Origin of the sequence: Pseudomonas sp. DSV-1 (genome assembly GCF_035830915.1) — a bacterium.
In the GTDB taxonomy this organism is placed as follows: domain Bacteria; phylum Pseudomonadota; class Gammaproteobacteria; order Pseudomonadales; family Pseudomonadaceae; genus Aquipseudomonas.
Map to the genome: position 1 here is coordinate 835,512 of NZ_JAYMYG010000001.1, position 25,960 is coordinate 861,471.

The 25,960-nt window shown below is 57.8% G+C and carries 27 protein-coding genes; 23 read left to right on the top strand and 4 right to left on the bottom strand.

Features of this window, described 5'->3' with window-relative positions:
• The first annotated feature begins 7 nt into the window (after window positions 1-7).
• Window positions 8-922: a protein translocase subunit SecF gene (secF, locus tag VSQ83_RS03985; RefSeq protein ID WP_133075961.1), complete on the top strand. Its 915-nt coding sequence runs from the start codon at window positions 8-10 to the stop codon at window positions 920-922.
• Between the two features lie 120 nt (window positions 923-1,042).
• Window positions 1,043-1,570 (top strand): glycine zipper 2TM domain-containing protein, encoded by a 528-nt coding sequence (locus tag VSQ83_RS03990; protein WP_133075960.1) that lies wholly within the window; start codon window positions 1,043-1,045, stop codon window positions 1,568-1,570.
• Window positions 1,571-1,727: 157 nt separating this feature from the next.
• Here VSQ83_RS03990 and suhB read toward each other — a convergent pair whose 3' ends face one another.
• A complete protein-coding gene (suhB, locus tag VSQ83_RS03995; RefSeq protein ID WP_019823692.1) occupies window positions 1,728-2,543 on the bottom strand; it encodes a type III secretion system regulator SuhB in 816 nt (271 codons plus the stop codon).
• Between the two features lie 144 nt (window positions 2,544-2,687).
• On the opposite strand from suhB, the gene trmJ reads away from it, so the two are divergent.
• The 21 genes from trmJ (at window position 2,688) to VSQ83_RS04100 (ending at window position 21,465) form a co-directional block, all read left to right on the top strand.
• On the top strand, window positions 2,688-3,458 hold the full coding sequence (trmJ, locus tag VSQ83_RS04000; RefSeq protein WP_133075959.1) for a tRNA (cytosine(32)/uridine(32)-2'-O)-methyltransferase TrmJ: 771 nt from the start codon (window positions 2,688-2,690) through the stop codon (window positions 3,456-3,458).
• Between the two features lie 2 nt (window positions 3,459-3,460).
• Window positions 3,461-4,237, top strand: coding sequence for a serine O-acetyltransferase (gene cysE / locus VSQ83_RS04005; protein WP_326425375.1), 777 nt, complete (start codon window positions 3,461-3,463; stop codon window positions 4,235-4,237).
• A gap of 233 nt (window positions 4,238-4,470) precedes the next feature.
• Window positions 4,471-4,962 (top strand): Fe-S cluster assembly transcriptional regulator IscR, encoded by a 492-nt coding sequence (gene iscR / locus VSQ83_RS04010; RefSeq protein WP_133075957.1) that lies wholly within the window; start codon window positions 4,471-4,473, stop codon window positions 4,960-4,962.
• 49 nt (window positions 4,963-5,011) lie between these two features.
• On the top strand, window positions 5,012-6,226 hold the full coding sequence (locus VSQ83_RS04015) for an IscS subfamily cysteine desulfurase (protein WP_133075956.1): 1,215 nt from the start codon (window positions 5,012-5,014) through the stop codon (window positions 6,224-6,226).
• Window positions 6,227-6,323: 97 nt separating this feature from the next.
• Window positions 6,324-6,710, top strand: a complete 387-nt coding sequence (gene iscU, locus VSQ83_RS04020; RefSeq protein WP_007929523.1) for a Fe-S cluster assembly scaffold IscU — start codon at window positions 6,324-6,326, stop codon at window positions 6,708-6,710.
• 68 nt (window positions 6,711-6,778) lie between these two features.
• Complete coding sequence (iscA, locus tag VSQ83_RS04025; RefSeq protein ID WP_016779604.1) at window positions 6,779-7,102, top strand: iron-sulfur cluster assembly protein IscA; 324 nt, start codon at window positions 6,779-6,781, stop codon at window positions 7,100-7,102.
• 8 nt (window positions 7,103-7,110) lie between these two features.
• Window positions 7,111-7,632: a co-chaperone HscB gene (gene hscB / locus VSQ83_RS04030; protein ID WP_133075955.1), complete on the top strand. Its 522-nt coding sequence runs from the start codon at window positions 7,111-7,113 to the stop codon at window positions 7,630-7,632.
• A 50-nt stretch (window positions 7,633-7,682) separates the two neighbouring features.
• A complete protein-coding gene (gene hscA, locus VSQ83_RS04035) occupies window positions 7,683-9,545 on the top strand; it encodes a Fe-S protein assembly chaperone HscA (protein WP_326425377.1) in 1,863 nt (620 codons plus the stop codon).
• Between the two features lie 3 nt (window positions 9,546-9,548).
• Entirely contained in the window at window positions 9,549-9,890 is a 342-nt protein-coding gene (gene fdx, locus VSQ83_RS04040; protein WP_003443365.1) for an ISC system 2Fe-2S type ferredoxin, read from the top strand.
• 12 nt (window positions 9,891-9,902) lie between these two features.
• Complete coding sequence (gene iscX, locus VSQ83_RS04045; protein WP_016779607.1) at window positions 9,903-10,103, top strand: Fe-S cluster assembly protein IscX; 201 nt, start codon at window positions 9,903-9,905, stop codon at window positions 10,101-10,103.
• Window positions 10,104-10,197: 94 nt separating this feature from the next.
• A complete protein-coding gene (gene ndk, locus VSQ83_RS04050; RefSeq protein WP_003443361.1) occupies window positions 10,198-10,623 on the top strand; it encodes a nucleoside-diphosphate kinase in 426 nt (141 codons plus the stop codon).
• Between the two features lie 28 nt (window positions 10,624-10,651).
• Complete coding sequence (gene rlmN, locus VSQ83_RS04055; protein ID WP_133075953.1) at window positions 10,652-11,800, top strand: 23S rRNA (adenine(2503)-C(2))-methyltransferase RlmN; 1,149 nt, start codon at window positions 10,652-10,654, stop codon at window positions 11,798-11,800.
• Window positions 11,801-11,812: 12 nt separating this feature from the next.
• A complete protein-coding gene (pilW, locus tag VSQ83_RS04060) occupies window positions 11,813-12,571 on the top strand; it encodes a type IV pilus biogenesis/stability protein PilW (protein ID WP_133075952.1) in 759 nt (252 codons plus the stop codon).
• Window positions 12,571-13,554, top strand: coding sequence for a RodZ domain-containing protein (locus VSQ83_RS04065; RefSeq protein ID WP_133075951.1), 984 nt, complete (start codon window positions 12,571-12,573; stop codon window positions 13,552-13,554). Before pilW ends, VSQ83_RS04065 begins: the two co-directional genes overlap by 1 nt.
• A gap of 3 nt (window positions 13,555-13,557) precedes the next feature.
• Window positions 13,558-14,667 (top strand): flavodoxin-dependent (E)-4-hydroxy-3-methylbut-2-enyl-diphosphate synthase, encoded by a 1,110-nt coding sequence (gene ispG / locus VSQ83_RS04070; RefSeq protein WP_019823663.1) that lies wholly within the window; start codon window positions 13,558-13,560, stop codon window positions 14,665-14,667.
• Between the two features lie 22 nt (window positions 14,668-14,689).
• Window positions 14,690-15,979 carry a histidine--tRNA ligase gene (gene hisS, locus VSQ83_RS04075; RefSeq protein ID WP_219260863.1) on the top strand — a complete coding sequence of 430 codons (1,290 nt, stop codon included), beginning with the start codon at window positions 14,690-14,692 and terminating at the stop codon, window positions 15,977-15,979.
• A gap of 41 nt (window positions 15,980-16,020) precedes the next feature.
• Entirely contained in the window at window positions 16,021-16,662 is a 642-nt protein-coding gene (locus VSQ83_RS04080; RefSeq protein ID WP_326425382.1) for a tetratricopeptide repeat protein, read from the top strand.
• Window positions 16,655-17,806, top strand: a complete 1,152-nt coding sequence (bamB, locus tag VSQ83_RS04085; protein ID WP_133075948.1) for an outer membrane protein assembly factor BamB — start codon at window positions 16,655-16,657, stop codon at window positions 17,804-17,806. The genes VSQ83_RS04080 and bamB overlap by 8 nt, the downstream gene beginning before the upstream one ends.
• A gap of 138 nt (window positions 17,807-17,944) precedes the next feature.
• Window positions 17,945-19,414 carry a ribosome biogenesis GTPase Der gene (gene der / locus VSQ83_RS04090; protein ID WP_019823656.1) on the top strand — a complete coding sequence of 490 codons (1,470 nt, stop codon included), beginning with the start codon at window positions 17,945-17,947 and terminating at the stop codon, window positions 19,412-19,414.
• Window positions 19,415-19,537: 123 nt separating this feature from the next.
• Window positions 19,538-20,686, top strand: coding sequence for a pyridoxal phosphate-dependent aminotransferase (locus tag VSQ83_RS04095; RefSeq protein WP_326425384.1), 1,149 nt, complete (start codon window positions 19,538-19,540; stop codon window positions 20,684-20,686).
• On the top strand, window positions 20,674-21,465 hold the full coding sequence (locus VSQ83_RS04100) for an amidohydrolase (protein ID WP_326425386.1): 792 nt from the start codon (window positions 20,674-20,676) through the stop codon (window positions 21,463-21,465). The genes VSQ83_RS04095 and VSQ83_RS04100 overlap by 13 nt, the downstream gene beginning before the upstream one ends.
• A 217-nt stretch (window positions 21,466-21,682) precedes the next feature.
• On the opposite strand, the gene leuA is transcribed toward VSQ83_RS04100, so the two are convergent.
• The 3 genes from leuA to xseA form a co-directional block, all read right to left on the bottom strand.
• A complete protein-coding gene (leuA, locus tag VSQ83_RS04105) occupies window positions 21,683-23,362 on the bottom strand; it encodes a 2-isopropylmalate synthase (protein WP_133075945.1) in 1,680 nt (559 codons plus the stop codon).
• 345 nt (window positions 23,363-23,707) lie between these two features.
• Complete coding sequence (locus tag VSQ83_RS04110) at window positions 23,708-24,532, bottom strand: M23 family metallopeptidase (RefSeq protein ID WP_133075944.1); 825 nt, start codon at window positions 24,530-24,532, stop codon at window positions 23,708-23,710.
• Between the two features lie 3 nt (window positions 24,533-24,535).
• Complete coding sequence (gene xseA / locus VSQ83_RS04115; RefSeq protein ID WP_133075943.1) at window positions 24,536-25,915, bottom strand: exodeoxyribonuclease VII large subunit; 1,380 nt, start codon at window positions 25,913-25,915, stop codon at window positions 24,536-24,538.
• Between the last annotated feature and the right edge of the window lie 45 nt (window positions 25,916-25,960).

Below are 25,960 nucleotides of genomic sequence, written 5' to 3' on the forward strand. Positions count from 1 at the left end.
GGCTGCCATGTTACGTACAATCAACTTCATGGGCGTTCGCAACGTAGCGTTCGGCGTCACTGTGCTGCTTACCGTGCTGGCTTTGTTCAGCATGTTCCACAAGGGCATGAACTACGGCCTGGACTTCACCGGCGGTACGCTTATCGAGCTGACCTACGAGAAGCCGGCTGACCTGACCAAGGTGCGTACGGAGCTGGCTTCGGCCGGCTTCCATGACGCCGTGGTGCAGAGCTTTGGTGCAACCACCGACTTGTTGGTGCGTATGCCGGGCGACGATCCGCTGCTGGGAAACAAGGTAGCGGCTGCGCTGGGCCAGGCCGACACGTCCAACCCTGCGGTCATCAAGCGCGTTGAATTTGTTGGGCCGCAAGTAGGTGAAGAGCTGCGTGACCAGGGCGGCCTCGGCATGCTGATGGCACTGGGCGGCATCATGCTTTACCTCGCGTTCCGCTTTCAGTGGAAGTTCGCGGTCGGCGCGATTGTGTCCCTGGTTCACGACGTGATCGTGACCATGGGTATCCTGTCCTGGTTCCAGATCACCTTCGACCTGACGGTGTTGGCGGCGGTGCTGGCGATCATTGGTTACTCGCTCAACGACACCATCGTGGTATTCGACCGGGTTCGGGAGAACTTCCGGGTGTTGCGCAAGGCCAGCCTGATCGACAACATCAACATCTCGACCACGCAAACCCTGTTGCGCACCGTGGCGACTTCGGTCTCCACATTGCTGGCGATTGCGGCGTTGCTGATCTTCGGTGGCGATAACCTGTGGGGCTTCTCGATTGCGCTGTTCGTTGGTGTGATGGCGGGTACTTACTCGTCGATCTATATCGCGAACGTGGTGCTGATCTGGCTGAACCTCAGTGCAGAGGATTTGATTCCGCCTGCGGCGACTGAGAAAGAGATCGACGACCGTCCATAACCTCTGGTTATAAGCAGGTTGTCACCCAAAAGGCGCGAGTATTGAACTCGCGCCTTTTTTTGTGCTCCAAGGCTGGGATTGATGTGGGATTTTCCTACGTATGATGGTCTGGAGGTTCACGTGAACAAGTCATTGCTGGTAGGTGCTGTACTGGGTGCTGTCGGTGTTACAGCCGGTGGCGCTTTTGCCACTTACAGCTTGGTTAAAGGCCCTGAGTCTGCGCAGGTGCTGGCAGTTGTGCCGGTCAACCAGCAGGTCAAAACGCCGCGTGAGGTGTGCAAGGATGTGACTGTGACGCGTCAGGCGCCGGTCAAGGATCAGCATCAGATCGTCGGTAGCGTGATCGGCGCTGTTGCGGGCGGTTTGCTGGGTAATCAGGTGGGCGGTGGCACCGGCAAGAAGATTGCTACGGTTGCCGGTGCTGTCGGTGGCGGTTACGCCGGCAACAAGGTTCAGGAAGGCATGCAGGAGCGTGATACCTACACCACGACGCAGACGCGCTGCAATACGGTCAATGACATCAGCAGCAAGGTTGTCGGGTATGACGTGCGTTATTCGCTCAACGGCAAGGAAGGCAAGGTGCGAATGGATCGCGAGCCTGGCAATGAAATTGCCGTGGACAAGGAAGGCAAGCTGATCCTGAATTAAGTTCTTGTGGGGGTGGGCTTGCTCGCAATGCGGGCGGCGCGGTCTGTGAGGCAAATCGCGGTGATGCCATCGCGAACAGGCCCGCTCCTGCGGGGAGTAATTTCAAGGCCAAAAAAAAGCACCCCGAAGGGTGCTTTTTTTTGTCTGCGGGTTTCGCTTAGCGTTTCAGCGAAGCCGGCAGGTGCGGCTGGATTGCAGTCAGTACAGCTTTGAAGCACTTGGTGTTACCGGCAACGATATGGCCTTTTTCAAGGAAATCGTGGCTACCGGTAAAGTCGCTGACCAGGCCGCCTGCTTCTTGAATCAGCAGTGCGCCTGCAGCCATGTCCCACTCGGACAGGCCCGACTCCCAGAAGGCGTCGAAACGGCCTGCAGCCACGTAAGCCAGATCCAGGCTGGCTGCGCCTGCACGGCGGATGCCGGCAGTCTGGCCAACCAGGCTGCGGAACATGCCCAGGTAGTTTTCCAGGTTGTCCATCTGGTTGTCGCGGAACGGGAAGCCGGTGCCCAGCAGGGCGCCTTCGAGGCTGGTGCGACCGCTTACACGCAGGCGGCGACCGTTCAGTTGGGCGCCACGGCCACGGCTGGCGGTGAACTCTTCCTGGCGAACCGGATCGAGAACCACTGCGTGCTCAAGGCGGCCGCGGTATTTGCAGGCGATGCTGACGGCGAAGTGTGGAACGCCGCGCAGGAAGTTGGTGGTGCCATCCAGCGGGTCGATGATCCACAGATAGTCTTCACCTTCACCGCTGCCTGGGTGCATGCCGGTTTCTTCACCGAGGATGCCGTGCGTCGGGTAAGCCTTGCGCAGGGCGTCGATGATTTTCTGTTCAGCAGCACGATCGACTTCAGAGACGTAATCCTTGGCGTCTTTTTCGTCAACCTTGATGGTATCCAGGCGCTCGATGGAGCGGAAAATCAATTCACTGGCGCTGCGGGCGGCGCGCAGCGCGATATTCAGCATGGGCTGCATGGACGTTTCACCTAAGGTTGTTAAAGAAAGCCGAATATTCTATCAGAAAACTTTGGCAGATGAAGGTTTGCGTTAGCTTTCGTAGCTTATGGCGTTTTGCTTAGGTAAGATTTGCTCCCTTTTGCTGGTCTGTGAGCGCTTCCTTTGTTGCCTAATATTCGTGTCGTTCTGGTCAATACCAGCCATCCCGGGAACATCGGCGGTGCTGCGCGTGCCATGAAAAACATGGGGTTGTCGCGGCTGGTTCTGGTGGAGCCAAGGTTGTTTCCTCACCATGAAGCCGATGCGCGGGCGTCAGGTGCGGGTGACATTCTCGAAAATGCTCAAGTAGTCGCGACCCTTGAAGATGCCTTGGTGGGCTGCAATCTGGTTCTGGGTACCAGTGCCCGTGATCGCCGCATCCCCTGGCCGCTGCTGGACCCGCGCGAGTGTGGGCAGAAAGTGGTTCAGGAAGCGGCTCAAGGCGCTGAGATTGCGTTGGTGTTTGGTCGTGAAGACTCCGGCCTGACCAATGAAGAGTTGCAGCGCTGTCACTTTCACGTGCATATCCCGTCCGACCCTGAGTTCAGTTCTCTGAACCTGGGCGCGGCCGTGCAGGTATTGAGCTATGAAATCCGCATGGCCTGGCTCGCGAGCCAGGGGCAGCCGAGCAAGATCGAGAAAGAGGAAGTGGCGTCCACTAAAAGTGGCGAGTTGGCGACCATGGATGAGCTGGAGCGCTTTTACGAGCACCTGGAGCAAACCCTGGTGGCCATTGAATTTATGGATCCCGAAAAGCCGCGCCACCTGATGGCGCGCCTGCGTCGGCTCTACGGGCGCAGTGCGGTCAGTCGTGCAGAGATGAACATTCTGCGCGGCATTCTCACCGAAACCCAGAAAGCAGCCCGTGGCGAGCTGCTCAAGCGCAAGGATTAATGATGTTTGAGCGTCTGCGTGAAGATATCCAAAGTGTGTTTCATCGTGATCCCGCGGCGCGTAACGCTTTCGAGGTGCTGACGTGCTATCCGGGGATGCATGCGATCTGGATTCACCGTTTGTCGGCGCTGTTGTGGCTGGCCGGCTGGAAGTGGCTGGCCCGTTTGGTGTCGAATTTCGGGCGCTGGCTGACCGGGATTGAAATTCACCCGGGGGCCAAGGTGGGGCGTCGTTTTTTCATCGATCACGGCATGGGTATTGTGATTGGGGAAACCGCGGAAATCGGTGATGACGTAACCCTGTACCAGGGTGTGACCCTGGGTGGCACAAGCTGGAACAAGGGCAAGCGCCACCCGACGCTGGAAGATGGTGTTGTGGTCGGGGCGGGCGCCAAGGTGCTCGGGCCGTTCACTGTAGGGGCGGGTGCCAAGGTCGGTTCCAATGCGGTGGTGACCAAGGCGGTGCCGCCGGGTGCGACGGTGGTGGGTATTCCGGGGCGCATTATTGTCAAAAGTGACGATGAGGCCGAGGCTAAGCGCAAAGCGATGGCCGAGAAGATCGGTTTTGATGCCTACGGCGTCAGTGAAGACATGCCCGACCCGGTTGCCCGTGCCATTGCTCAGTTGCTGGATCACTTGCAGGCGGTCGACGGCAAGCTGGATGGCATGTGCGGTGCGCTGAAGGATCTGGGTAGTCCTTATTGTGCGAAAGATCTGCCTGAGCTGCGCGAAGAAGACTTTGCCTGTGTAAAAGACAAGGATGAAAGCAAGGCGGTGTGAGGGTTGTGGGCTGAGTGATGGGCGGGAGGGGGGCTTGCTCGCGATGGCATCGATGCCGTTGCGAGCAAGTCCGCTTCCACAGGATGCGTGTCGTGTGCCATTACGCCGCATACCCTGCTACAATGCGCGCGCTCTTTTGCGGGTAATCCCGACTAAAGTACTAGGTCTAATAGTTGACTTAAATAGTCGGGAATAGCATACTCGCCCCATTCCGAATTCCGTGGTACCTGTCCATGAGACTGACTACAAAAGGCCGTTACGCCGTAACTGCGATGCTCGATTTGGCGTTGCACGCACAGCACGGGCCCGTGTCCCTGGCCGATATTTCCGAGCGCCAAGGCATTTCTCTTTCCTACCTTGAGCAACTGTTTGCCAAATTGCGCCGCAGCAGCCTGGTTTCCAGTGTGCGTGGCCCGGGTGGCGGCTATCAGCTGTCGCGCGAGATGCAAAGCATTCAAGTGGCTCAGGTAATTGATGCCGTGAACGAGTCGGTCGACGCAACGCGTTGCCAGGGTCTTGGCGATTGCCATGCCGGCGATACTTGCCTGACCCACCACCTGTGGTGCGACCTCAGCTTGCAAATACACGATTTTCTCAGTGGTATCAGCTTGGCTGATCTTGTCACTCGCCGTGAGGTACAAGAGGTAGCCCAGCGTCAGGATCAGCGCCGCTGTAATGGCAAGGTGCCGCACCTGGATAAGATCGAAGCGTCCGCCGTCGAGTGATTGCTTAAAAACGACGGTGCGCCAGCCAGCCTGATTTAGGAGATAGTCCATGAAGTTGCCAATTTACCTCGATTACTCAGCCACTACCCCGGTTGATCCGCGTGTTGCTCAAAAAATGAGCGACTGCCTGCTGGTTGACGGGAACTTCGGTAACCCGGCGTCGCGTTCCCACGTATTTGGCTGGAAAGCTGAAGAAGCGGTAGAGAACGGTCGTCGTCAGGTTGCTGATCTGGTCAATGCCGACCCCCGTGAAATTGTCTGGACCTCTGGTGCGACCGAGGCCAACAACCTGGCAATCAAGGGTGCTGCGCATTTCTATGCCACCAAAGGCAAGCACCTGATCACCGACAAGATTGAACACAAGGCCGTTCTCGACACCATGCGTCAGCTGGAGCGTGAAGGCTTTGAAGTGACCTACATCGAGCCGGGTACAGATGGTCTGGTTACGCCAGCCATGGTTGAAGCGGCCATGCGCGACGACACCATTCTGGTTTCGATCATGCACGTGAACAACGAAATCGGCACCATCAACGACATCGCTGCCATTGGTGAGCTGACTCGCTCGCGCGGCGTGTTGTTCCATGTTGATGCTGCACAGTCTACCGGCAAGGTTGAAATCGACCTGGCCAAGCTCAAAGTCGACATGATGTCGTTCTCGGCACACAAAACCTACGGCCCTAAAGGCATTGGCGCGCTGTACGTAAGCCGCAAGCCTCGGGTCCGTATCGAAGCTGCCATGCACGGCGGCGGTCACGAGCGTGGCATGCGTTCGGGCACCTTGGCCACCCACCAGATCGTGGGCATGGGCGAAGCGTTCCAGATCGCCAAAGAAGAAATGGCGGCCGAAAACGTCCGTATCAAGGCGTTGAGCGACCGTTTCTTCAAGCAGGTTGAACACCTTGAAGAGCTGTACGTCAACGGCAGCATGGTCCATCGCGTACCTCACAACCTGAACCTGAGCTTCAACTACGTTGAAGGCGAGTCGCTGATCATGGCGCTCAAGGATCTGGCTGTGTCGTCCGGTTCGGCCTGTACTTCCGCTTCCCTTGAGCCGTCCTACGTATTGCGTGCCCTGGGCCGCAATGACGAGTTGGCACACAGCTCGATTCGTTTCACGTTCGGTCGTTTCACCACCGAAGAAGAAATCGATTACGCCGCGCAGAAGGTTTGCGAGGCCGTTACCAAGCTGCGCGCACTGTCGCCGCTGTGGGACATGTACAAAGACGGCATCGACATTTCGAAAATCGAATGGGCGGCGCACTAACAATTTAAGTCGCCGTAAAGTAGACGCTGTAAGCGCAGCGAGCAGCAGCATTTACAGCGTCTCAAGAGCGACTCTCTGATGAGTGAGGATTAGTACCATGGCTTACAGCGAAAAGGTCATTGACCACTACGAGAACCCGCGCAACGTCGGCAAGATGAACGCGGAAGACCCGGATGTCGGCACTGGCATGGTCGGCGCTCCAGCATGCGGCGACGTGATGCGTTTGCAGATCAAGGTCAACGAGCAGGGCATTATTGAAGATGCCAAGTTCAAGACCTATGGTTGTGGTTCGGCAATCGCTTCCAGCTCCCTGGCTACCGAGTGGATGAAAGGCAAGACTCTGGATGAAGCAGAGACCATCAAGAACACTCAGCTGGCTGAAGAACTGGCTTTGCCGCCGGTAAAAATTCACTGCTCGGTACTCGCTGAAGACGCCATCAAGGCGGCTGTTCGCGATTACAAGCAGAAGAAAGGTTTGATCTGATCCTCGCTGCGTGTGCCTGTTAATGGCGCAGGCGGGGTGAAGAAACTGGCAAAAGGTAAGGAGTCACGATGGCTATCAGCATGACAGAAGCGGCTGCTCGACACATTCGCCGCTCCCTTGACGGGCGCGGCAAAGGTGAGGGGATTCGTCTGGGTGTTCGCACAACAGGCTGTTCCGGTCTTGCCTATGTGCTGGAGTTTGTCGACGAAGTGGGTGAAGAAGACCAGGTCTTCGAAACCCATGGCGAAAAAGTGATCATTGATCCAAAAAGCCTGACCTACCTTGACGGCACCGAACTGGATTTCGTCAAGGAAGGCCTGAACGAAGGCTTCAAGTTCAATAACCCTAACGTGCGCGGTGAATGTGGCTGCGGCGAAAGCTTCAACATCTGAGGCTAGTCGTGGGTACTCCTTGTCATTTTGCTTTGTTTGAGCTGCAGCCGAGTTTCAATCTGGATCTCGATCAGCTGGCTGTGCGTTATCGAGAGTTGGCGCGCGGTGTTCACCCGGATCGATTTGCCGATGCTTCCGAGCGCGAGCAGCGTCTGGCGCTGGAGCAGTCCGCCAGCCTCAATGAGGCTTACCAGACGCTCAAAAACCCTCCCAAGCGTGCGCGTTACCTGCTCGCGCTACAGGGTGGCGAATTGCCGCTGGAAGTCACGGTGCACGATCCCGAGTTTCTGATGCAGCAGATGCAGTGGCGCGAAGAACTTGAAGATTTGCACGACAGCGCCGATATGGCCGGTATTGCAGCATTCAAGCGTCGACTGAAAGTCGCTCAGAACGAATTGAACGACAGCTTCGCTGCTTGTTGGGATGATGCTGCGCAACGCGAGCAGGCCGAGCGCCTGATGCGGCGCATGCAGTTCCTCGACAAGCTCAACTACGAAGTGCGCCAGTTAGAAGAGCGCCTCGACGATTAACTCCGTGCTTCCCAGATTGCACGCCTGATTACAGATAAGTCCTGATTACGATGGCCCTACTGCAGATCGCCGAACCCGGCCAAAGTCCTCAACCGCACCAGCGACGTCTGGCTGTGGGGATTGACTTGGGCACTACCAATTCGCTGGTTGCTGCATTGCGCAGCGGCCTTTCCGAGCCTTTGGCTGACGCAAATGGCAACGTTATTTTGCCGTCTGCCGTGCGCTATCACGCTGATCGCGTCGAGGTGGGTGAGTCGGCGCGTCTGGCGGCTTCCAGCGATCCTTTCAATACCGTGCTGTCGGTCAAGCGCTTGATGGGTCGTGGTCTTTCCGACGTCAAGCAATTGGGTGAGCAGCTGCCTTACCACTTTGTAGGTGGTGAGTCGCACATGCCGTTTATCGACACTGTGCAAGGCCCGAAAAGCCCGGTTGAAGTGTCTGCCGAAATCCTGAAAGTGCTGCGTGAGCGCGCTGAAAAGACCCTGGGTGGCGAGTTGGTAGGTGCGGTGATTACCGTTCCGGCCTATTTCGATGATGCCCAGCGTCAGGCCACCAAAGACGCTGCCAAGTTGGCCGGTCTGAATGTCTTGCGTTTGCTCAACGAGCCGACAGCGGCTGCCGTGGCCTATGGTCTGGACCAGTCGGCTGAAGGTGTGGTGGCTATCTATGATCTGGGCGGGGGCACGTTCGATATTTCGATCCTGCGCCTGACCGGCGGTGTGTTTGAAGTCTTGGCTACCGGCGGCGACAGTGCGCTGGGTGGCGATGACTTCGATCATGCAATTGCCAGCTGGATGGTAGAGCAGGCCGGTTTGTCTGCTGACCTCGATCCGGGCACGCAGCGCACCTTGTTGCAGGCAGCCTGTGCCGCCAAAGAAGCGCTGACCGATGCGTCCTCTGTGGCCGTTGCCTTCGGTGACTGGCACTCGGAGCTGACCCGTGAAGCCTTTAACGCAATGATCGAACCCATGGTTGCACGCAGTCTGAAGGCATGCCGCCGTGCCGTGCGCGACGCCAATATCGAGATTGAAGATGTCCAGGCAGTGGTCATGGTGGGTGGTTCTACCCGCGTGCCCCGTGTGCGCGAGGCCGTTGCCGAGATGTTCGGCCGTCAGCCGTTGACCGATATCGACCCTGATCAAGTGGTCGCCATTGGTGCGGCGATTCAGGCTGATACCCTGGCAGGCAACAAGCGTGACGGTGGCGAACTGCTGCTGCTTGACGTGATTCCGTTGTCTCTGGGTCTTGAGACCATGGGTGGGCTGATGGAGAAGGTCATCCCGCGCAACACCACGATTCCGGTGGCCCGTGCTCAGGACTTCACCACCTATAAAGACGGCCAGACGGCCATGATGGTTCATGTGCTGCAGGGCGAGCGCGAGCTGATCAGCGATTGCCGTTCTCTTGCACGCTTTGAGTTGCGCGGTATCCCGCCGATGGTTGCCGGTGCTGCGAAAATTCGCGTGACCTTCCAGGTGGATGCCGATGGTTTGCTGAGTGTGACTGCACGTGAGCTGGGTTCAGGCGTTGAAGCCAATATCCAGGTCAAGCCGTCATACGGTCTGACCGACGGCGAAATCGCCAAGATGCTCAAGGATTCGTTCCAGTACGCCAGCGACGACAAGGTCGCTCGCGTATTGCGTGAGCAGCAAGTGGATGCCCAGCGTCTGATCGAGGCTGTGCAAGCGGCCCTTGAAGTCGATGGTGAGCGCTTGCTGGATGCTGAAGAGCGCATGGTCATCGAACTGCAAATGCAGGAATTATCCGAATTATTGAAAGGCACCGATGGTTACGCCATTGAGCTGCAGACCAAGCGTCTGTCGCAAGTGACCGATGCCTTTGCTGCCCGCCGCATGGACTTGACCGTCAAGGCCGCCCTGGCGGGTCGCAACCTGAATGAAATCGAGGAATAACTGATGCCGCAGATCATTTTTCTGCCACACGCCGAGCATTGCCCGGACGGTATGGTTGTAGAGGCTGAGACCGGCAAGACCATTCTCGAAGTGGCTCACGACAATCACATCGAAATCGAAAGTGCCTGCGGTGGCGTTTGCGCCTGCACCACGTGTCACTGCGTGATTCGCGAGGGTTTTGACTCGCTGAACGAAGCTGACGAGCTGGAAGAGGACTATCTTGACAGGGCTTGGGGTCTGGAAGCCACTTCGCGCCTGAGCTGTCAGGCTCGCGTCGGCACCGAGGACATCACTGTCGAGATTCCGAAGTATTCGCTTAACCATGCTGCCGAAGCGCCGCACTGATAAGGGGTTGTCATGAGCCTTAAATGGGTTGATGTGCAGGAAATCGCGATTCAGCTGGCTGAAGCTCACCCGGACGTCGATCCGCTTTCGGTGAATTTCGTCACGCTGCGCAATCTGGTCATGGCGCTGCCTGAGTTCGACGATATCCCTGATCGTGGCGGTGAGAAGGTCCTCGAAGCGATTCAGGGTTTGTGGATCGAAGAAGCCGACTAAGCTTGTAATCGACGTAATTATGAAATACCCAAGAACCCGCGTATAATTCGCGGGTTTAATTTTTCGCTTAAATCACTGTTTCTGGAGTTACACCATGGCTGTTCAACGCACTTTCTCCATCATCAAGCCTGACGCTGTTGCAAAAAACGTTATCGGCGAGATCACCACTCGTTTTGAAAAAGCCGGCCTGAAGGTTGTAGCTTCCAAACTGAAGCAACTGTCCAAAGCCGAAGCTGAAGGCTTCTACGCTGAGCACAGCGCTCGTGGCTTCTTCGGCGACCTGGTTGCTTTCATGATCTCCGGTCCGGTTGTTGTTCAGGTTCTGGAAGGCGAAAACGCTATCGCTCTGAACCGCGAACTGATGGGCGCTACCAACCCTAAAGAAGCAGCTGCCGGCACTATCCGTGCTGACTTCGCTGAATCCATCGACGCTAACGCTGTTCACGGTTCCGACTCTGAAGCTGCTGCAGCTCGTGAAATCTCGTACTTTTTCGCAGCTACTGAAGTAACCACTCGCTAAGTATTAGCTTGTGAGTGAGGGTGAAGACATGATTGCAACGACTGGCAAAACCAACCTGCTGGGACTGACTCAGCCGGAAATGGAGAAATTCTTCGACTCAATCGGGGAGAAGCGTTTCCGTGCCGGTCAGGTCATGAAGTGGATTCACCACTTTGGCGTCGATGATTTCGACGCCATGACTAACGTCAGCAAGGCCTTGCGCGACAAGCTCAAGGCCATTGCTGAGGTTCGTGGACCTGAAGTCGTCAGCGAGGACATTTCTACCGACGGCACCCGCAAGTGGGTGGTACGTGTAGAGTCAGGCAGCTGCGTCGAGACCGTTTATATTCCCTCGGGCAAGCGTGGCACATTGTGCGTTTCGTCCCAGGCTGGCTGTGCCCTGGATTGCAGTTTCTGCTCCACCGGCAAGCAAGGCTTCAACAGCAACCTCACCGCCGCCGAAGTCATTGGCCAGGTGTGGATTGCCAACAAATCCTTTGGCAGCGTCCCGGCAACCATCGACCGTGCCATCACCAACGTGGTGATGATGGGCATGGGTGAGCCGCTGCTGAACTTCGACAACGTTATCGCCGCCATGCATCTGATGATGGATGATCTGGGCTATGGCATCTCCAAGCGCCGGGTGACACTGTCCACCTCGGGCGTGGTGCCGATGATCGATGAGCTGGCCAAGCACATCGACGTCTCCCTGGCGTTGTCGCTGCATGCACCCAATGACGCATTGCGCAGTCAATTGGTGCCGATCAACAAGAAGTACCCGCTGGCCATGCTGCTTGATTCCTGCCGCCGCTACATGGCGACCCTGGGTGAAAAGCGCGTGCTGACCGTGGAGTACACCTTGCTCAAGGACGTGAACGACCACGTCGATCACGCTCGCGAAATGATCGAGCTTTTAAAAGACACGCCGTGCAAGATCAACCTGATCCCGTTCAACCCGTTCCCGCATTCCGGTTATGAGCGTCCAAGCAACAACGCCATTCGCCGTTTCCAGGAGCTGTTGCAGCAAGCTGGCTATAACGTGACCGTGCGCACCACCCGTGGTGAAGACATCGACGCGGCATGCGGCCAACTGGTGGGGCAGGTCAATGACCGCACGCGCCGCAGCTCGCGCCTGATTGCGGCACGTGAGCTCAGCGCCGATGCCGATTCGGCACAAAGCGCTGCGTCCGCGCCCTGAGAGAGGACATCCATGATCCTGCGCGCCGCGCTCTCCGTCGTTTTGGTCGGCTTTTTGGCTGGCTGTGCATCATCGGGCGATTCAACCTCGATGATGGGCGACAAAGGGCGTAACGAGGCGCGTCAGGCTTATGTTCAGTTGGGCCTGGGTTATCTGCAGCAGGGCATGGTCGAACAGGCCAAAGTTCCTTTGCGCAAAGCCCTGGAACTCGACAAGGCGGACCCGGACACCAACGCCGCACTGGCATTGGTGTTTCAGTCCGAAATGGAGTTCGAGCTGGCCGAAAAGTCATTTCGTACCGCATTGAACGGGCGGCCTGGCGATGCGCGAATCCTCAATAATTACGGCAGTTTCCTGTTTGAGCGTCAGCGCTATCAGGAAGCCAGTGTCCAGTTTCAAAAGGCTGCGGCTGATGACCTTTATCCTGAGCGTTCCCGTATTTTCGAGAACCTGGGTATAACGTCGCTTGAGTTGGGGCAGCGAGAGAGAGGCCGCCAGGAACTTGAAAAAGCCCTGCGCCTGAACCCTCGGCAACCGCGCGCGCTACTCGAAATGGCTCAGATGTCATACCAAGACAAGCAATATGTATCAGCACGTGACTTTTACGATCGTTTTAGCCTGCTTAGCGGGCAAAATGCACGTAGTCTATTGCTCGGTGCGCGACTGGCGAGTGTTTTCGACGACCGCACCCCAACTGCCAACCATGGCCAGCAACTACAACGACTCTATCCCGGCACGCCGGAATATCAGCAATACCTGTCGGAGCAATGATGAAAGCGGCGCAACCCGAAGTTCTAGCAGCGACTCGTGTCAATCCCGGTGAGACCCTGCGTCAGGCCCGTGAAAACAATGGCTGGACGCTGGCTGAAGTCGCCTTGAAACTCAACCTCACGGCCAGCTCCCTGAGCAACCTTGAGACGGGCGCTTTCGACAAGCTGCCAGGGCATACCTTTGCTCGCGGCTATATCCGGACCTATGCCAAATTGCTGGGCATGGATCAGGCCAGCCTGGTACGTGAATTTGACCTGTATACCGGCACTGATGCCAACGGCAGCAACGTGCACAGCCTGGGCCGTATAGAAGAGCCAGTGCGGGTGTCCCATACCATTTTGCGTATTGTCAGCCTGTTGTTGCTGATTGCCGTGATCGGTGGCGGTTTTATCTGGTGGCAGGATCAAACGTCCATGCGTGCCAAGGACTTGATTGGCCTGACCCCGGAACACGTTGAAGTTGAAGGTGCAGACGGCACAACCCGCATCCATCCGCTCGACGAGCCTGAAGACCAGGCCGTCGCCGAGGCCAAGGCTGAAGGTGAAACTCCGGTTGTAACCGAGTCTGCTCCAGAGCAGGCGGCAAGCATTGCATTGGCACTGCCTGCGGCGGCTCAAGCGCCAGCAGCGGCCCCCGTTGTGGCAGCCCCGGTGCCTGCACCTTCTGTTGTCGCTCCTGCAGTCGCCCCGGCTGTCGCACCTGTAGCCACGCCACCGGCGGCCACAGTGGCTCCGGTCGCGGGTGCAGGCAAAGTGGCAGTGCAATACACCGCTGATTGCTGGACGCAGGTAACCGACGCTACGGGTAAAGTGCTGTTCGGTGGACTGAAGCGCAAAGGCGAAAATCTAGAAGTGAGCGGCAAGCCTCCACTGACCCTGCGCCTGGGCTTTGCCCGTGGCGCACAGGTGACCTACAACGGTCAGTCTGTGGATGTGGCTCCTTTCACCAGTGGCGAGACTGCTCGCCTGAAGTTAGGTCAATAAGTCATGCACGGCGAATCACCAATTAAACGTCGCGAATCGCGCAAAATCTGGGTCGGCAATGTACCCGTAGGTGGCGACGCCCCTATCGCTGTACAGAGCATGACCAACAGTGACACCAATGATGTCGCTGCAACCGTAGCCCAAATCAACCGCCTGGAGGCAGCAGGCGTTGATATCGTACGGATTTCCGTACCGGATATGGACGCTGCTGAAGCTTTTGGCCGGATCAAGCAGTTGGTCAAGGTGCCATTGGTTGCCGACATCCACTTCGATTACCGGATCGCCCTGCGCGTAGCGGAACTGGGTGTGGATTGCCTGCGGATCAACCCGGGCAACATCGGTCGTGAAGACCGTGTGCGTGCGGTAGTTGATGCGGCACGGGATCGCGGTATTCCGATCCGTATCGGCGTCAACGCGGGATCGCTCGAAAAAGACCTGCAAAAGAAATATGGCGAACCGACACCTGCTGCTCTGGTCGAGTCGGCTCTGCGCCACGTAGAGCATCTTGAACGTCTGAACTTCAAGGACTTCAAGGTCAGCGTGAAGGCTTCCGACGTGTTCATGGCTGTTGAGGCCTACCGTCTTCTGGCCAAGGAAATCGTTCAACCGCTGCACCTGGGGATCACCGAAGCCGGTGGTTTGCGTTCAGGCACAGTGAAATCTGCCGTGGGCCTAGGTATGCTGCTCGCCGAAGGCATTGGCGATACCATCCGTATCTCGTTGGCGGCAGACCCGGTAGAGGAAGTAAAAGTCGGCTACGACATCCTCAAGTCCTTGCACCTGCGCTCGCGTGGCATCAACTTCATTGCGTGCCCAAGCTGCTCTCGGCAGAACTTCGATGTGGTGAAAACCATGAACGAACTTGAAGTTCGTCTTGAAGACCTGCTGGTGCCGCTGGATGTGGCGGTGATCGGTTGTGTGGTCAACGGTCCTGGCGAAGCCAAGGAAGCCCATGTGGGGCTCACCGGTGGTACACCCAACCTGATTTACATTGACGGCAAGCCGTCGCAGAAACTGACGAATGACAATCTGGTGGACCAGCTCGAAAGACTGATCCGGCAGAGGGCGGCCGAAAAGGTCGAAGCTGACGCTGCAGTTATCGCGCGCGGCTAACCAGACGAATAAAGGATTTATTGTGAGCAAGTCATTGCAAGCCATTCGTGGCATGAACGACATCCTGCCGGAGCAGACGCCTCTGTGGCGTTACTTTGAGGGCAAGGTTTCGCGTTTGCTGGATAACTACGGTTACAAGCAAATCCGTATGCCAATCGTTGAGTTCACCGAGCTGTTCAAGCGATCTATCGGTGAAGTGACCGACATCGTCGAAAAAGAGATGTACACCTTCGAGGACCGCAACGGCGATTCGCTGACCTTGCGCCCTGAAGGTACTGCGGCGTGCGTGCGTGCGGTGCTTGAGCACGGCATCACCGGCGGCGGCCAGGTACAAAAGTTGTGGTACATCGGTCCGATGTTCCGCCACGAGCGTCCGCAAAAAGGGCGCTATCGCCAGTTTCATCAAATTGGTGTCGAGGTGTTCAACCTTGATGGCCCGGACATCGATGCCGAACTGATCGTGCTGACCTGGCGCCTGTGGGGCGAGCTGGGTATCCGCGATGCGGTCAAGCTCGAACTTAACAGCCTGGGCACCAGCGAAGCCCGTGGGCGCTACCGTGCAGCTCTGGTCGAATACTTGTCCTCGCGCCTGAGCGAGCTTGACGAAGACAGCCAGCGTCGTTTGAAATCCAATCCGCTGCGCGTCCTCGACACCAAAAATGCCGATACTCAAGCTGTTCTGGTCGACGCGCCGAAGCTGGTTGACTATCTGGACGAAGAATCCCGTGTGCATTTCGAGGGGCTCAAGGCACGCCTCGATGCAGCGGGCATTCCCTACACGATCAATCCAAAACTGGTTCGTGGCCTGGATTACTACAGCAAAACCGTATTCGAATGGGTCACCGACAAACTGGGCGCCCAGGGTACCGTCTGTGCTGGCGGCCGTTATGACGGTCTGGTCGAGCAAATGGGCGGCAAGCCTACTACGGGTGTCGGTTTCGCCATGGGCATCGAGCGCTTGATCCTGCTGCTCGAAACCCTTGAACAGATCCCCGAAGAAATCGCGCGTCAGGTCGATGTCTACCTGTGTGCTTTCGGTGAGGCTGCCGAGTTGGCTGCCCTGACTTTGAGCGAACGTGTTCGCGATCAGCTACCGAACCTGCGCTTGCAGATCAATGCCGGTGCAGGCAGTTTCAAAAGCCAGTTCAAAAAGGCTGACAAGAGCGGCGCACTGTACGCGCTGATCCTGGGTGACGACGAATTGGCCCAGCAAGTGGTAGGTTTAAAACCCCTGCGTGGCCAGGGCGAACAACAAACGATTGCCTGGGATGCTCTTTCCGAGCACCTGGCCACCTGCGTCGTGCAGGGTTGAAGCTGTAAAACAGCCGATTTATCGAATTAAGGAGTGTTGGGGTGTCGAGTAACGATGATGATCAGCTGGGCGAGTTGAAAGACTGGTGGCAGCGTAACGGCAAACCCCTGGTCACTGGCGGCATGCTGGCGCTGGTGGTGGTGTTCGGCTGGCAGTTTTGGCACAAGTATCAGACGAATCAGTCGCAGGGTGCGTCGATTCTCTACCAACAGTTGCTAGAGACCACACTCACGCCTGACGGTCAGCCCGATGTGGCCCGTGTGGCTGATTTGGCCAACAAGTTGAAAAGCGAATACGCAGGCTCTGCCTATGCGCAATTTGGCGGTCTGTTCGTGGCCAAGGTCGCAGTGGACAACGGCAAACTCGATGACGCGGCCGCAGAGCTGAAAGCCATTGTCGAAAAACCGGCCAATGCCACCCTGGCTGAAGTGGCGCGTCAGCGTCTGGCCCAGGTTCTGGCGGCACAGGGCAAGGTCGATGATGCCCTGAAACTGCTTGAAGGTGATTCGGACAAAGCATTCCTGGCCAGCCGCGAAGAGCTCAAGGGCGACTTGCTGGTGCAGCAGGGCCGTGCCGACGACGCACGTGCAGCCTACGAAAAAGCCAAGGCCGCCTTGTCGGATGAAGCAGCGGTAGGTGGCTTACAAATCAAGCTCGATGACCTGGCCAAAGGGGATGCGTGACGTGATGCGTTGGAAACATGCGGCATTGCTGGCTCTGGTCGTTTTGGCCGCGGGTTGCAGCAGCAACAGCAAAAAAGAACTGCCACCGGCCGAGCTGACCGACTTCAAAGAAGAAGTCGTGCTGCAAAAGCAGTGGAGCCGCTCGATCGGTGACGGTCAGGGCAAAACCTACAACATGCTGGTTCCAGCGGTTGAAGGTAACAACATCTACGCCGCAGACGTAACGGGTGTTGTGATGTCTCTGGACCGCATGAACGGCGACGTTGAGTGGAAAAAAGACCTCGAACTGCCGGTTTCAGGCGCAGTTGGCCTGGGCTATGGCCTGGTCATGCTCGGCACCTTGCAAGGTGACGTGGTTGCCCTGGATTCCAGTACCGGCGAAGAAAAATGGCGCTCTCGCGTCAACAGCGAAGTGCTTGCACCTCCTGCGACCAACGGCGATATCGTTGTGGTACAGACCCAGGACGATCGCCTGATCGGCCTGGATGCTTCCACCGGCAATCAGCGTTGGACGTATGACAGCACGCCGGGCGTGCTGACCTTGCGTGGCACGGGCGCACCACTGGTGACCAATCACCTGGCCATTGCCGGTCTGTCGACCGGTAAAGTGGTTGCCCTTGATACGCGCAACGGCGTACCTGTGTGGGAGCAACGTGTTGCCATCCCGCAAGGTCGCTCCGAGCTTGAACGCATTGTCGATATCGACGGTGGCCTGCTGATGTCTGGCGGTACACTGTATGTCGCCAGCTACCAGGGCCGTATGGCCGCGCTTGAAATGGAATCGGGTCGCGTGCTCTGGCAACGCGATGCTTCCAGCTATTCAGGTGTCGCTCAGGGCTTTGGCAGCGTCTACGTCAGCCTGGCGTCGGGCACTGTAGAAGGCGTTGACGAGCGTTCGACCACCTCACTGTGGAGCAATGATGCTCTGGCTCGCCGTCAATTGTCGGCACCGGAAGTCTTCTCCAGCTACGTGGCGGTCGGTGACATGGAAGGCTATCTGCACCTGCTGAGCCAGGTCGATGGTCGTTTCGTGGGCCGTACCCGCGTTGACAGTGATGGCCTTCGGGCGCGTCCGCTGGTGGTCGGTGACATGATTTACGTGTTTGGTAACAGCGGCAAACTGGAAGCCCTGACCATTCGCTAAGGCGTCTATGCTTGAGGCTTCAGGGCCTCGGGCAGCCTTGCTCTGGCAAGGTTTGCGGCACATTTGTGCTGTTCCGAACTCTGGCCGCTGCCTTGCAGCGGCTTTTGTATTTTCTGAAATAACGAAGTGGAGAGCCGCATGGTTCCCGTAATCGCCCTGGTGGGCCGACCAAACGTCGGCAAGTCCACCTTGTTCAACCGCCTGACCAGGACTCGTGACGCCATCGTTGGCGACTTGTCCGGTCTGACCCGTGATCGCCAATACGGTGAGGCCAAGTGGCAAGGGCGTTCCTACATTCTGGTCGACACCGGCGGTATCTCCGGTGACGAGCACGGTATGGACGAAAAGATGGCCGAGCAGTCGCTGCTGGCTATCGAAGAAGCTGATGTCGTTCTGTTCCTGGTAGATGCAAAAGCAGGCTTCACCGCCGCTGACCAGATGATCGGCGAACACCTTCGCAAACGTAACAAGCGTTCCTACGTAGTAGCCAACAAGGTCGACAACATCGATCCGGACATGGCTCGCGCGGAGTTCGCGCCACTGGGCATGGGCGACGCGATTCCAATCGCCGGTGCTCACGGTCGTGGTATTACCCAGATGCTGGAAATTGCCCTGAGCAACTTCCCGCGTGACGAAGAAGAGCCTGAAGACGGCGAAGAAGAAGTCGTTCTCGAAGGTGAGGAAGCCAAGCGCATTCCTGGCCCAAGCGAAAAAGACGGCATCAAGATCGCCATCATCGGTCGTCCTAACGTTGGCAAGTCGACTCTGGTTAACCGCATGCTCGGTGAAGACCGGGTAATCGTGTATGACCAGCCAGGCACTACCCGCGACAGTATCTACATCCCGTTTGAGCGTAACGACGAGAAGTACACGCTGATCGACACCGCCGGTGTGCGCAAGCGCGGCAAGATCCACGAAGAAGTTGAAAAGTTCTCCGTGGTCAAAACCCTGCAAGCAATCAAAGACGCCAACGTGGTGATCTTTGTGATGGACGCCCGTGAAGGCGTGGTTGACCACGACCTCAACCTGTTGGGCTTTGCGCTGGAGGCCGGTCGGGCTCTGGTCATCGCGATCAACAAGTGGGACGGCATGACCCCGAGCGAGCGCGACTTCGTTAAAGTCGAGCTGACGCGTCGCCTGTTCTTCGTCGACTTCGCCGATATTCACTTTATCTCGGCGCTGCACGGCACTGGCGTGGGCAACCTGTACCAGTCGGTGCAGAACTCCTTCAAGTCAGCGGTTACTCGCTGGCCGACCAACCGTCTGACCCAGATCCTGGAAGATGCGGTCAGTGAGCACGCGCCACCGATGGTCAACAGCCGCCGGATCAAGCTGCGTTATGCCCACTTGGGTGGTGCTAACCCGCCGATTATCGTGATCCACGGTAACCAGGTTGAGAAGGTTCCGAAGTCTTACGTCCGTTATCTCGAAAACACCTACCGTCGTGTCTTGAAGTTGGTCGGTACGCCGATCCGCATTGAGTTCAAAGGTGGCGAGAACCCGTACGAAGGCAACAAGAACTCGCTGACCGACCGTCAGGTCAACAAGAAGCGCCGCATGATGTCGCACCACAAGAAAGCCGAGAAAAACCGCAAAGACAAGCGCTGATAGCGCAAGGTTCTAGCGCATTGAGAAAGGGTCCGAAAGGGCCCTTTTTCGTGTCTGACGTTTGGGCTATTCTCGGAGGGTCCTGCGCCGTAGTCAGTGCCGGGAACTCAACAGGGAACGGCCATGATCACCAGCAAGTTGCCGAATGTAGGCACCACTATTTTCACGCGTATGTCGCAGCTCGCGACAGAAACCGGCGCACTTAACCTGTCTCAGGGGTTCCCCGATTTCGACGGCCCGCAGGCATTGCGTGACGCGGTCGGCAAGCACATTGCCAGTGGCCATAACCAGTACTCACCCATGACCGGCTTGCCTGCCTTGCGTGAGCAGGTGGCAGCCAAAATTTCCCGCAGCTACGGGGTCAAGGTGGATGCTGACACCGAGGTGACGATCACGCCTGGCGCGACCCAGGCCATTTTCTGCGCAATCCAGGCCGTGATTCATGCCGGCGATGAAGTGATCGTCTTTGATCCGTGCTACGACAGCTACGAGCCCTCGGTTGAGCTGGCGGGTGGCCGTTGCGTGCATGTGCAACTGGGGCTGGAAGACTTCTCGATAGATTGGCAACAACTTGAAGATGCCCTGAGCCCGCGCACGCGCATGATCATCCTGAATAGCCCGCACAATCCAAGCGGTGCCCTGATCAGTCGTGCCGAACTGGACCAGTTGGCCCGCCTGATTGCCGACCGCGATATCTACCTCATCAGCGATGAGGTGTACGAACATCTGGTGTTCGATGGCGTGCCCCACGTCAGTGTTTTGTCCCACCCTGAGTTGTACCATCGCGCATTCGTTGTCAGCTCATTCGGTAAGACCTACCACGTGACAGGCTGGAAAACAGGCTACGTCGTTGCGCCGCCTGCCTTGACCGCTGAACTGCGCAAGGTTCACCAGTACGTCAGCTTTTGCGGAGTAACGCCCTTGCAGTATGCGTTGGCAGACTTCATGGCCGATCACCCGGAGCACGTTGAAGAGTTGCCAGGGTTTTACCAGGCCAAGCGCGACCTGTTCTGTGATTTGCTCAGCCCGTCGCGTTTTACCTTCAAGCCGGTGGCAGGTACGTATTTTCAGTTGGTGGATTACTCCCGGATTCGCCCGGACCTCAACGATGTCGACATGGCGGTATGGCTGACCCGCGAACACGGGGTGGCCACTATCCCGGTGTCGGTGTTCTACCAGACCCCGCCTGAAGGGCAGCGGCTGGTTCGTCTATGTTTTGCAAAACGCGAGGAGACGCTGCGCGAAGCAGCAGAAAAACTATGCGTGATCTGAAGGGTTTACCCGATTTAACCGTGGCACTGGTGCAAACCACGCTGGCCTGGCATGACCGTCAGGCCAATTTTGAACATTTCGACGAGCTGCTTGAGCATGCTCGGGGCGCCGACCTGGTGGTGCTGCCCGAAATGTTTACCACCGGCTTCAGCATGGAATCCAAAACCCTGGCTGAACCTGAAGGCGGCCCAAGCACCGAGTGGCTGCGCAAGCAGGCAAAAAGGCTTGATGCCGTGGTCACAGGTAGCGTGATTGTGCGTGCGGCAGATGGCAGCCACCGTAATCGATTGTTGTGGGCCCGCCCTGATGGCGAAGTGCTGCACTACGACAAACGTCACCTGTTTCGTATGGCCGGTGAGCATGAGCATTTCACCCCGGGTGAGCGTCAGGTTCAGTTCGAGGTCAAAGGCTGGCGTATTCGCCCTTTGATTTGCTATGACCTGCGCTTCCCGGTGTGGAGCTGCGACCCTCACGACACCGACTTGTTGCTGTATACCGCCAGTTGGCCAGGGGCGCGTCGATTGCACTGGAACCGCTTATTGCCTGCACGGGCCATCGAAAATCTCTGTTACGTCGCAGCGGTGAATCGGGTGGGCACGGACGGCAAAGGGATGGTCTACACGGGCGACAGTCATATCTTCGACTTCCAGGGCGAGTCACTGCTCAGTGCCGGGGAGGCGGACGGGGTGTTCACCATGAGCCTCAACGCGGCCGATCTGGGCGCCTATCGTGAGCGGTTCCCGGCCAACCTGGATGCGGACGATTTCGAGCTGCGCTGATGTGTGGAAGCCGTTATCAGACCGTGTGCGACTTAAAACCTGTGGGAGCGTGGCTTGCCCGCGGCGGCATCACTGCGGTCTGTCTGCCAACCCGCGCCGCCTGAATTGCGAGCAAGCCCGCTCCCATAGAGGCTAGTCATTGCCGGTCCTGGGCATCGATGAAATAAAAAGCCCCCAAGGCGTTCACCTTGGGGGCTTTTTCGTTTCGGGCCAATGCTTACGCCGCTTTAGCCTCGGTTTCGGTCAGCGAGCGGTTCAGGGCGCTGAACACGGCCTTGAAGCTTGCCGTGGTGATGTTTTCATCAATGCCCACGCCATGTACGGCACGCCCGCCATTGACCCGCAGTTCAATGTAAGCCGCAGCCTTGGCGTTGGTGCCCGCGCCAATCGCGTGTTCGTTGTAGTCCATTATTTCGGCGTTGACCGGCAGGCCAGCGACCAGCGCTTCCAGCGCGCCGTTGCCCTTGCCGCTCCAGCGCAGGTTGGTTTCGCCATCGCCTTTGGCCGACACTTCAACCTCGACTGCGCTATGGCCGTTCTCTTCCTGTAAACGATGGCTGACCAGCGCGTAAGGCGTATTGGCCTGCAAGTACTCAGTGCGAAGCAAGTTGTGAATCTGCTGAGCCGTCATTTCCAGACCCAGGCGATCGGTTTCGCGCTGAACGACCTGGCTGAATTCGATCTGCATACGGCGTGGCAAGCTGATGCCGTATTCCTGCTCCAGCAGGTAAGCAATTCCGCCTTTGCCCGACTGGCTGTTAACCCGGATCACGGCTTCATAGCTGCGGCCAATATCCGCCGGGTCGATTGGCAAGTACGGCACTTCCCACAGGGCGTCCGGTTTTTGCTGGGCGAAGCCTTTGCGGATAGCGTCCTGGTGCGAGCCGGAGAACGCGGTGTGGACCAGGTCGCCCACATACGGGTGACGAGGGTGAACCGGGATCTGGTTGCACTCTTCGACCACTTTGCGCACACCGTCGATGTCCGAGAAGTCCAGTTGTGGATCCAGGCCCTGGGTGTACATGTTCAAGGCCACCGTCACCAGGTCGACGTTGCCGGTACGCTCGCCGTTGCCAAACAGGCAGCCTTCGACACGATCGGCGCCAGCCATCAGGCCCAGTTCGGTTGCGGCAACACCGGTGCCACGGTCGTTGTGGGTGTGCAGGCTGATCAAGACGCTGTCACGGCGGTTGATGTTGCGGCCGAACCACTCGATCTGGTCGGCGTAGATGTTAGGGGTGGCGCACTCAACAGTGGCAGGCAAGTTGAGGATCATCTTGTGCTCAGGTGTCGGGTTCCAGACCTCGATCACTGCGTCACAGACTTCCTTGGCGAACTCCAGCTCAGTGGCGCTGAACGTCTCTGGCGAGTACTCGAATGTCCAGTGGGTTTCGGGCTGCTGGGCGGCGTATTTGACGAACAGCTTGGCGGCGCTGACCGCGATTTCCTTGATGCCGTCCTTGTCCTGATTGAACACGATGCGGCGAAACGCAGGGCAGGTGGCGTTGTACAGGTGAACGATGGCTTTTTTCGCCCCACGCAACGACTCGAAAGTGCGTGCGATCAAGTCTTCACGGCCCTGGGTCAGCACCTGGATGGTGGTGTCGTCCGGGATGTGGCCGTCTTCGATCAGGGTGCGCACAAAATCAAAGTCGGTCTGCGACGCAGCCGGGAACGATGCCTCGATTTCCTTTACGCCAACACTGACCAGGGTCTTCCAGAAGCGCAGCTTTTTTACCGCATCCATCGGCTCGATCAGCGACTGGTTGCCATCGCGCAGGTCGGAGCTGCACCAGACAGGCGCGCTGGTGATGGTTTTTGATGGCCAGGTACGATCAGGCAAATCAATGACCGGGAAGGCGCGGTATTTGGAAGACGGGTTTTTGAGCATGGTCATCAGGCAATCCTTAATATGCGTGCCGACTATTCAGACGCGGCCAGCCGGAAAAATACAAAGCAGAGGGCGAGGCACCGCAATTAGCTTTGCAGTCGTGCGCTGACGAGGCAAAGGCTGCGATGTTGGCGGAGCAGGATGAGGGTGTGAGAGGTTTTCATAAGCTCAACCCTAACCATTGGGCTGAGAGATGGCAAGCGCATAAAAAACATTGAGATAAATGCTCGTATATGAAGAAAATACGAGTTTTAATTGCTGTATTTTGTTTTGTGTAAATCTAATATTGCGCAACTTCAAGGAATGACATACCTCGAGTGCTGCGAGGCATGCCCTGTTTTTATGGCGTAATCAGGGTTGGAAGGCCCCGATGAAAATTGCCGGGTCAACCCTGGCGTCATTGAGGCTGACGTTCCAGTGCATATGGGGGCCTGTGGCGCGTCCGGTGGAGCCGACCTTGCCCACTACGTCGCCACGAGCCAGTTGTTGGCCAACCTTGGTGTCAATTTTCGACATATGGCAAAACATACTGATGAAGCCTTGGCCGTGATCCACGAACACCGTGTTGCCATTGAAGAAGTAGTTGCCGATCAGGATCACCTTACCGGCCGCCGGGGTTTTGATGGGCGTACCTGCAGGTACGGCAAAGTCGAGACCAGCGTGGGGGTTGCGTTCTTCACCGTTGAAAAAGCGGCGCACGCCAAACTTGCTGGACAGCGGTCCGTTGACCGGTTTGTCCAGCAGCAGGTTGCTCGGAGTGTTGGGGCTGAAAGTACGGTAAGCCTTGATCTGAATCGCCAGCTCGTTGTCGATTCGCTTGATGTCAGCCGGGTTGGGGTTGACCTGGCGCTGGTTCTTCAGCGTGATGCGCTGCTCGGGGTATTTCTTGTTGCCCACCGTGAAGCTCAGTTCCCGCGAGCCGCTGATGATTGACTGGGGGCCCGGTTTTACCGTCAGCGGGATGCCGACAATCGCCCGCCAGGTGTCCTGCTCCTTGATCACCAGCACCGGTTTGCCATCGTAGGTTGCCTTGGGTGCTTGCGCGCCGGTCCCCAACTCAATCACGGCAACACCGCCCGGCACCGGTTTATTCAATAAGCGCGTGATGTAACTGTCAGCTGCGTGCGCGTTGAGGGTCAGGCACAGCAACAGGACGGCAGAAAGAAAGCGTGACATCAGTTAATCCAGTAAGGAAAGGGTGACGGGCGTGAGGTGATTGTCCTCGACCCGGACTTGCAGTTCGCCTTCGCCCAGCCTGGCCTTCAAGCGCTGGCCGTTATGGGTTTGCCCGGCGCTGCGAATGGCATTGCCACGCTCATCCAGCAAAATGCTGTAGCCGCGCCCAAGGGTCGCCAGCGGGCTGACCACGTGCAAGGTTTGCATCTGGCTTTGCAGCTGCATGCGGCGTGCCTTGAGGCCTTCGCGCATGGCCCGTGGCAAGCGTTCCGCCAGACTGTCCAAGCGCTGGCGCAACATGGCCAGTTGGCGCCCCGGATGCTGTGCCGCCAGTCGGGTTTCGAGGCGGATCAGACGCTCGCGGCGGGTATTGAGGCTGCGCTCGAACGCACGGCGCATGCGCATGTCCAGGTCATCCAGGCGCTGGGCCTGCTGGCGCAGGCGTTCACCAGGGTGGCGCAAACGGCGTGCCAGGCCATCCAGACGCAAGCGGTCGCGCATCAAACGGTCGCGAATGCGCATCACCAGACGCCGGTGCAGGCTGTCGATTCGGCGTTGCAGGTCACTTGAGTCCGGTGCCAGCAATTCAGCAGCCGCAGAGGGCGTGGGTGCGCGTACGTCCGCTACAAAGTCGGCGATGGATACATCGGTTTCATGACCGACAGCGCTGACAATCGGCGTCACACAGGCATCGATGGCACGGGCTACGGCTTCTTCGTTAAAGCACCACAGGTCTTCCAGGGATCCGCCGCCTCGGGCCAGGATCAAGGCGTCGAAACCCCGGGCATCAGCCAGTCGCAATGCCCGGACAATTTGCGCCGTGGCTTCGCGACCTTGCACGGCGGTGGGGATCAGTGTCAGTTCGACCTGAGGCGCCCGGCGACGAAAGACGCTGATGATGTCGCGAATCACCGCTCCGGTGGGCGAGCTGACAATACCGATGCGCTGCGGGTGAGCAGGCAGGGCAACCTTGCGCTCGGGGCTGAACAGGCCTTCGGCGCTGAGTTTTTCTTTCAGAGCATCGAAGGCCAGGCGCAGCGCGCCATCACCCGCGGGCTCCACCGTATCGAGGATCAGTTGATAGTCACCGCGGCCTTCAAACAACGACACCTTGCCCCGGACCTTCACCGCCAGGCCGTCCTTCAAGGCCTGGCGCACCCGCGCCGCGTTGTTGCGAAACAGCGCGCAACGCACCTGGGCGCCACTGTCCTTGAGGGTGAAATACACGTGGCCGGAAGCGGGGCGGGCGAGGTTGGAAATTTCGCCTTCTACCCAGATGTTGCTGAACACGTCTTCGAGCAACACCCTCGCCCGGCCATTGAGCTGGCTGACGGTCAGGACTTCTCGGTCGAGGTTGAGTCTTGCAAAGGGGTCTTTAATCATGCGGGTCATCATAAGGGCGGATTGTTCTGTCTGCACCTGCCCGGT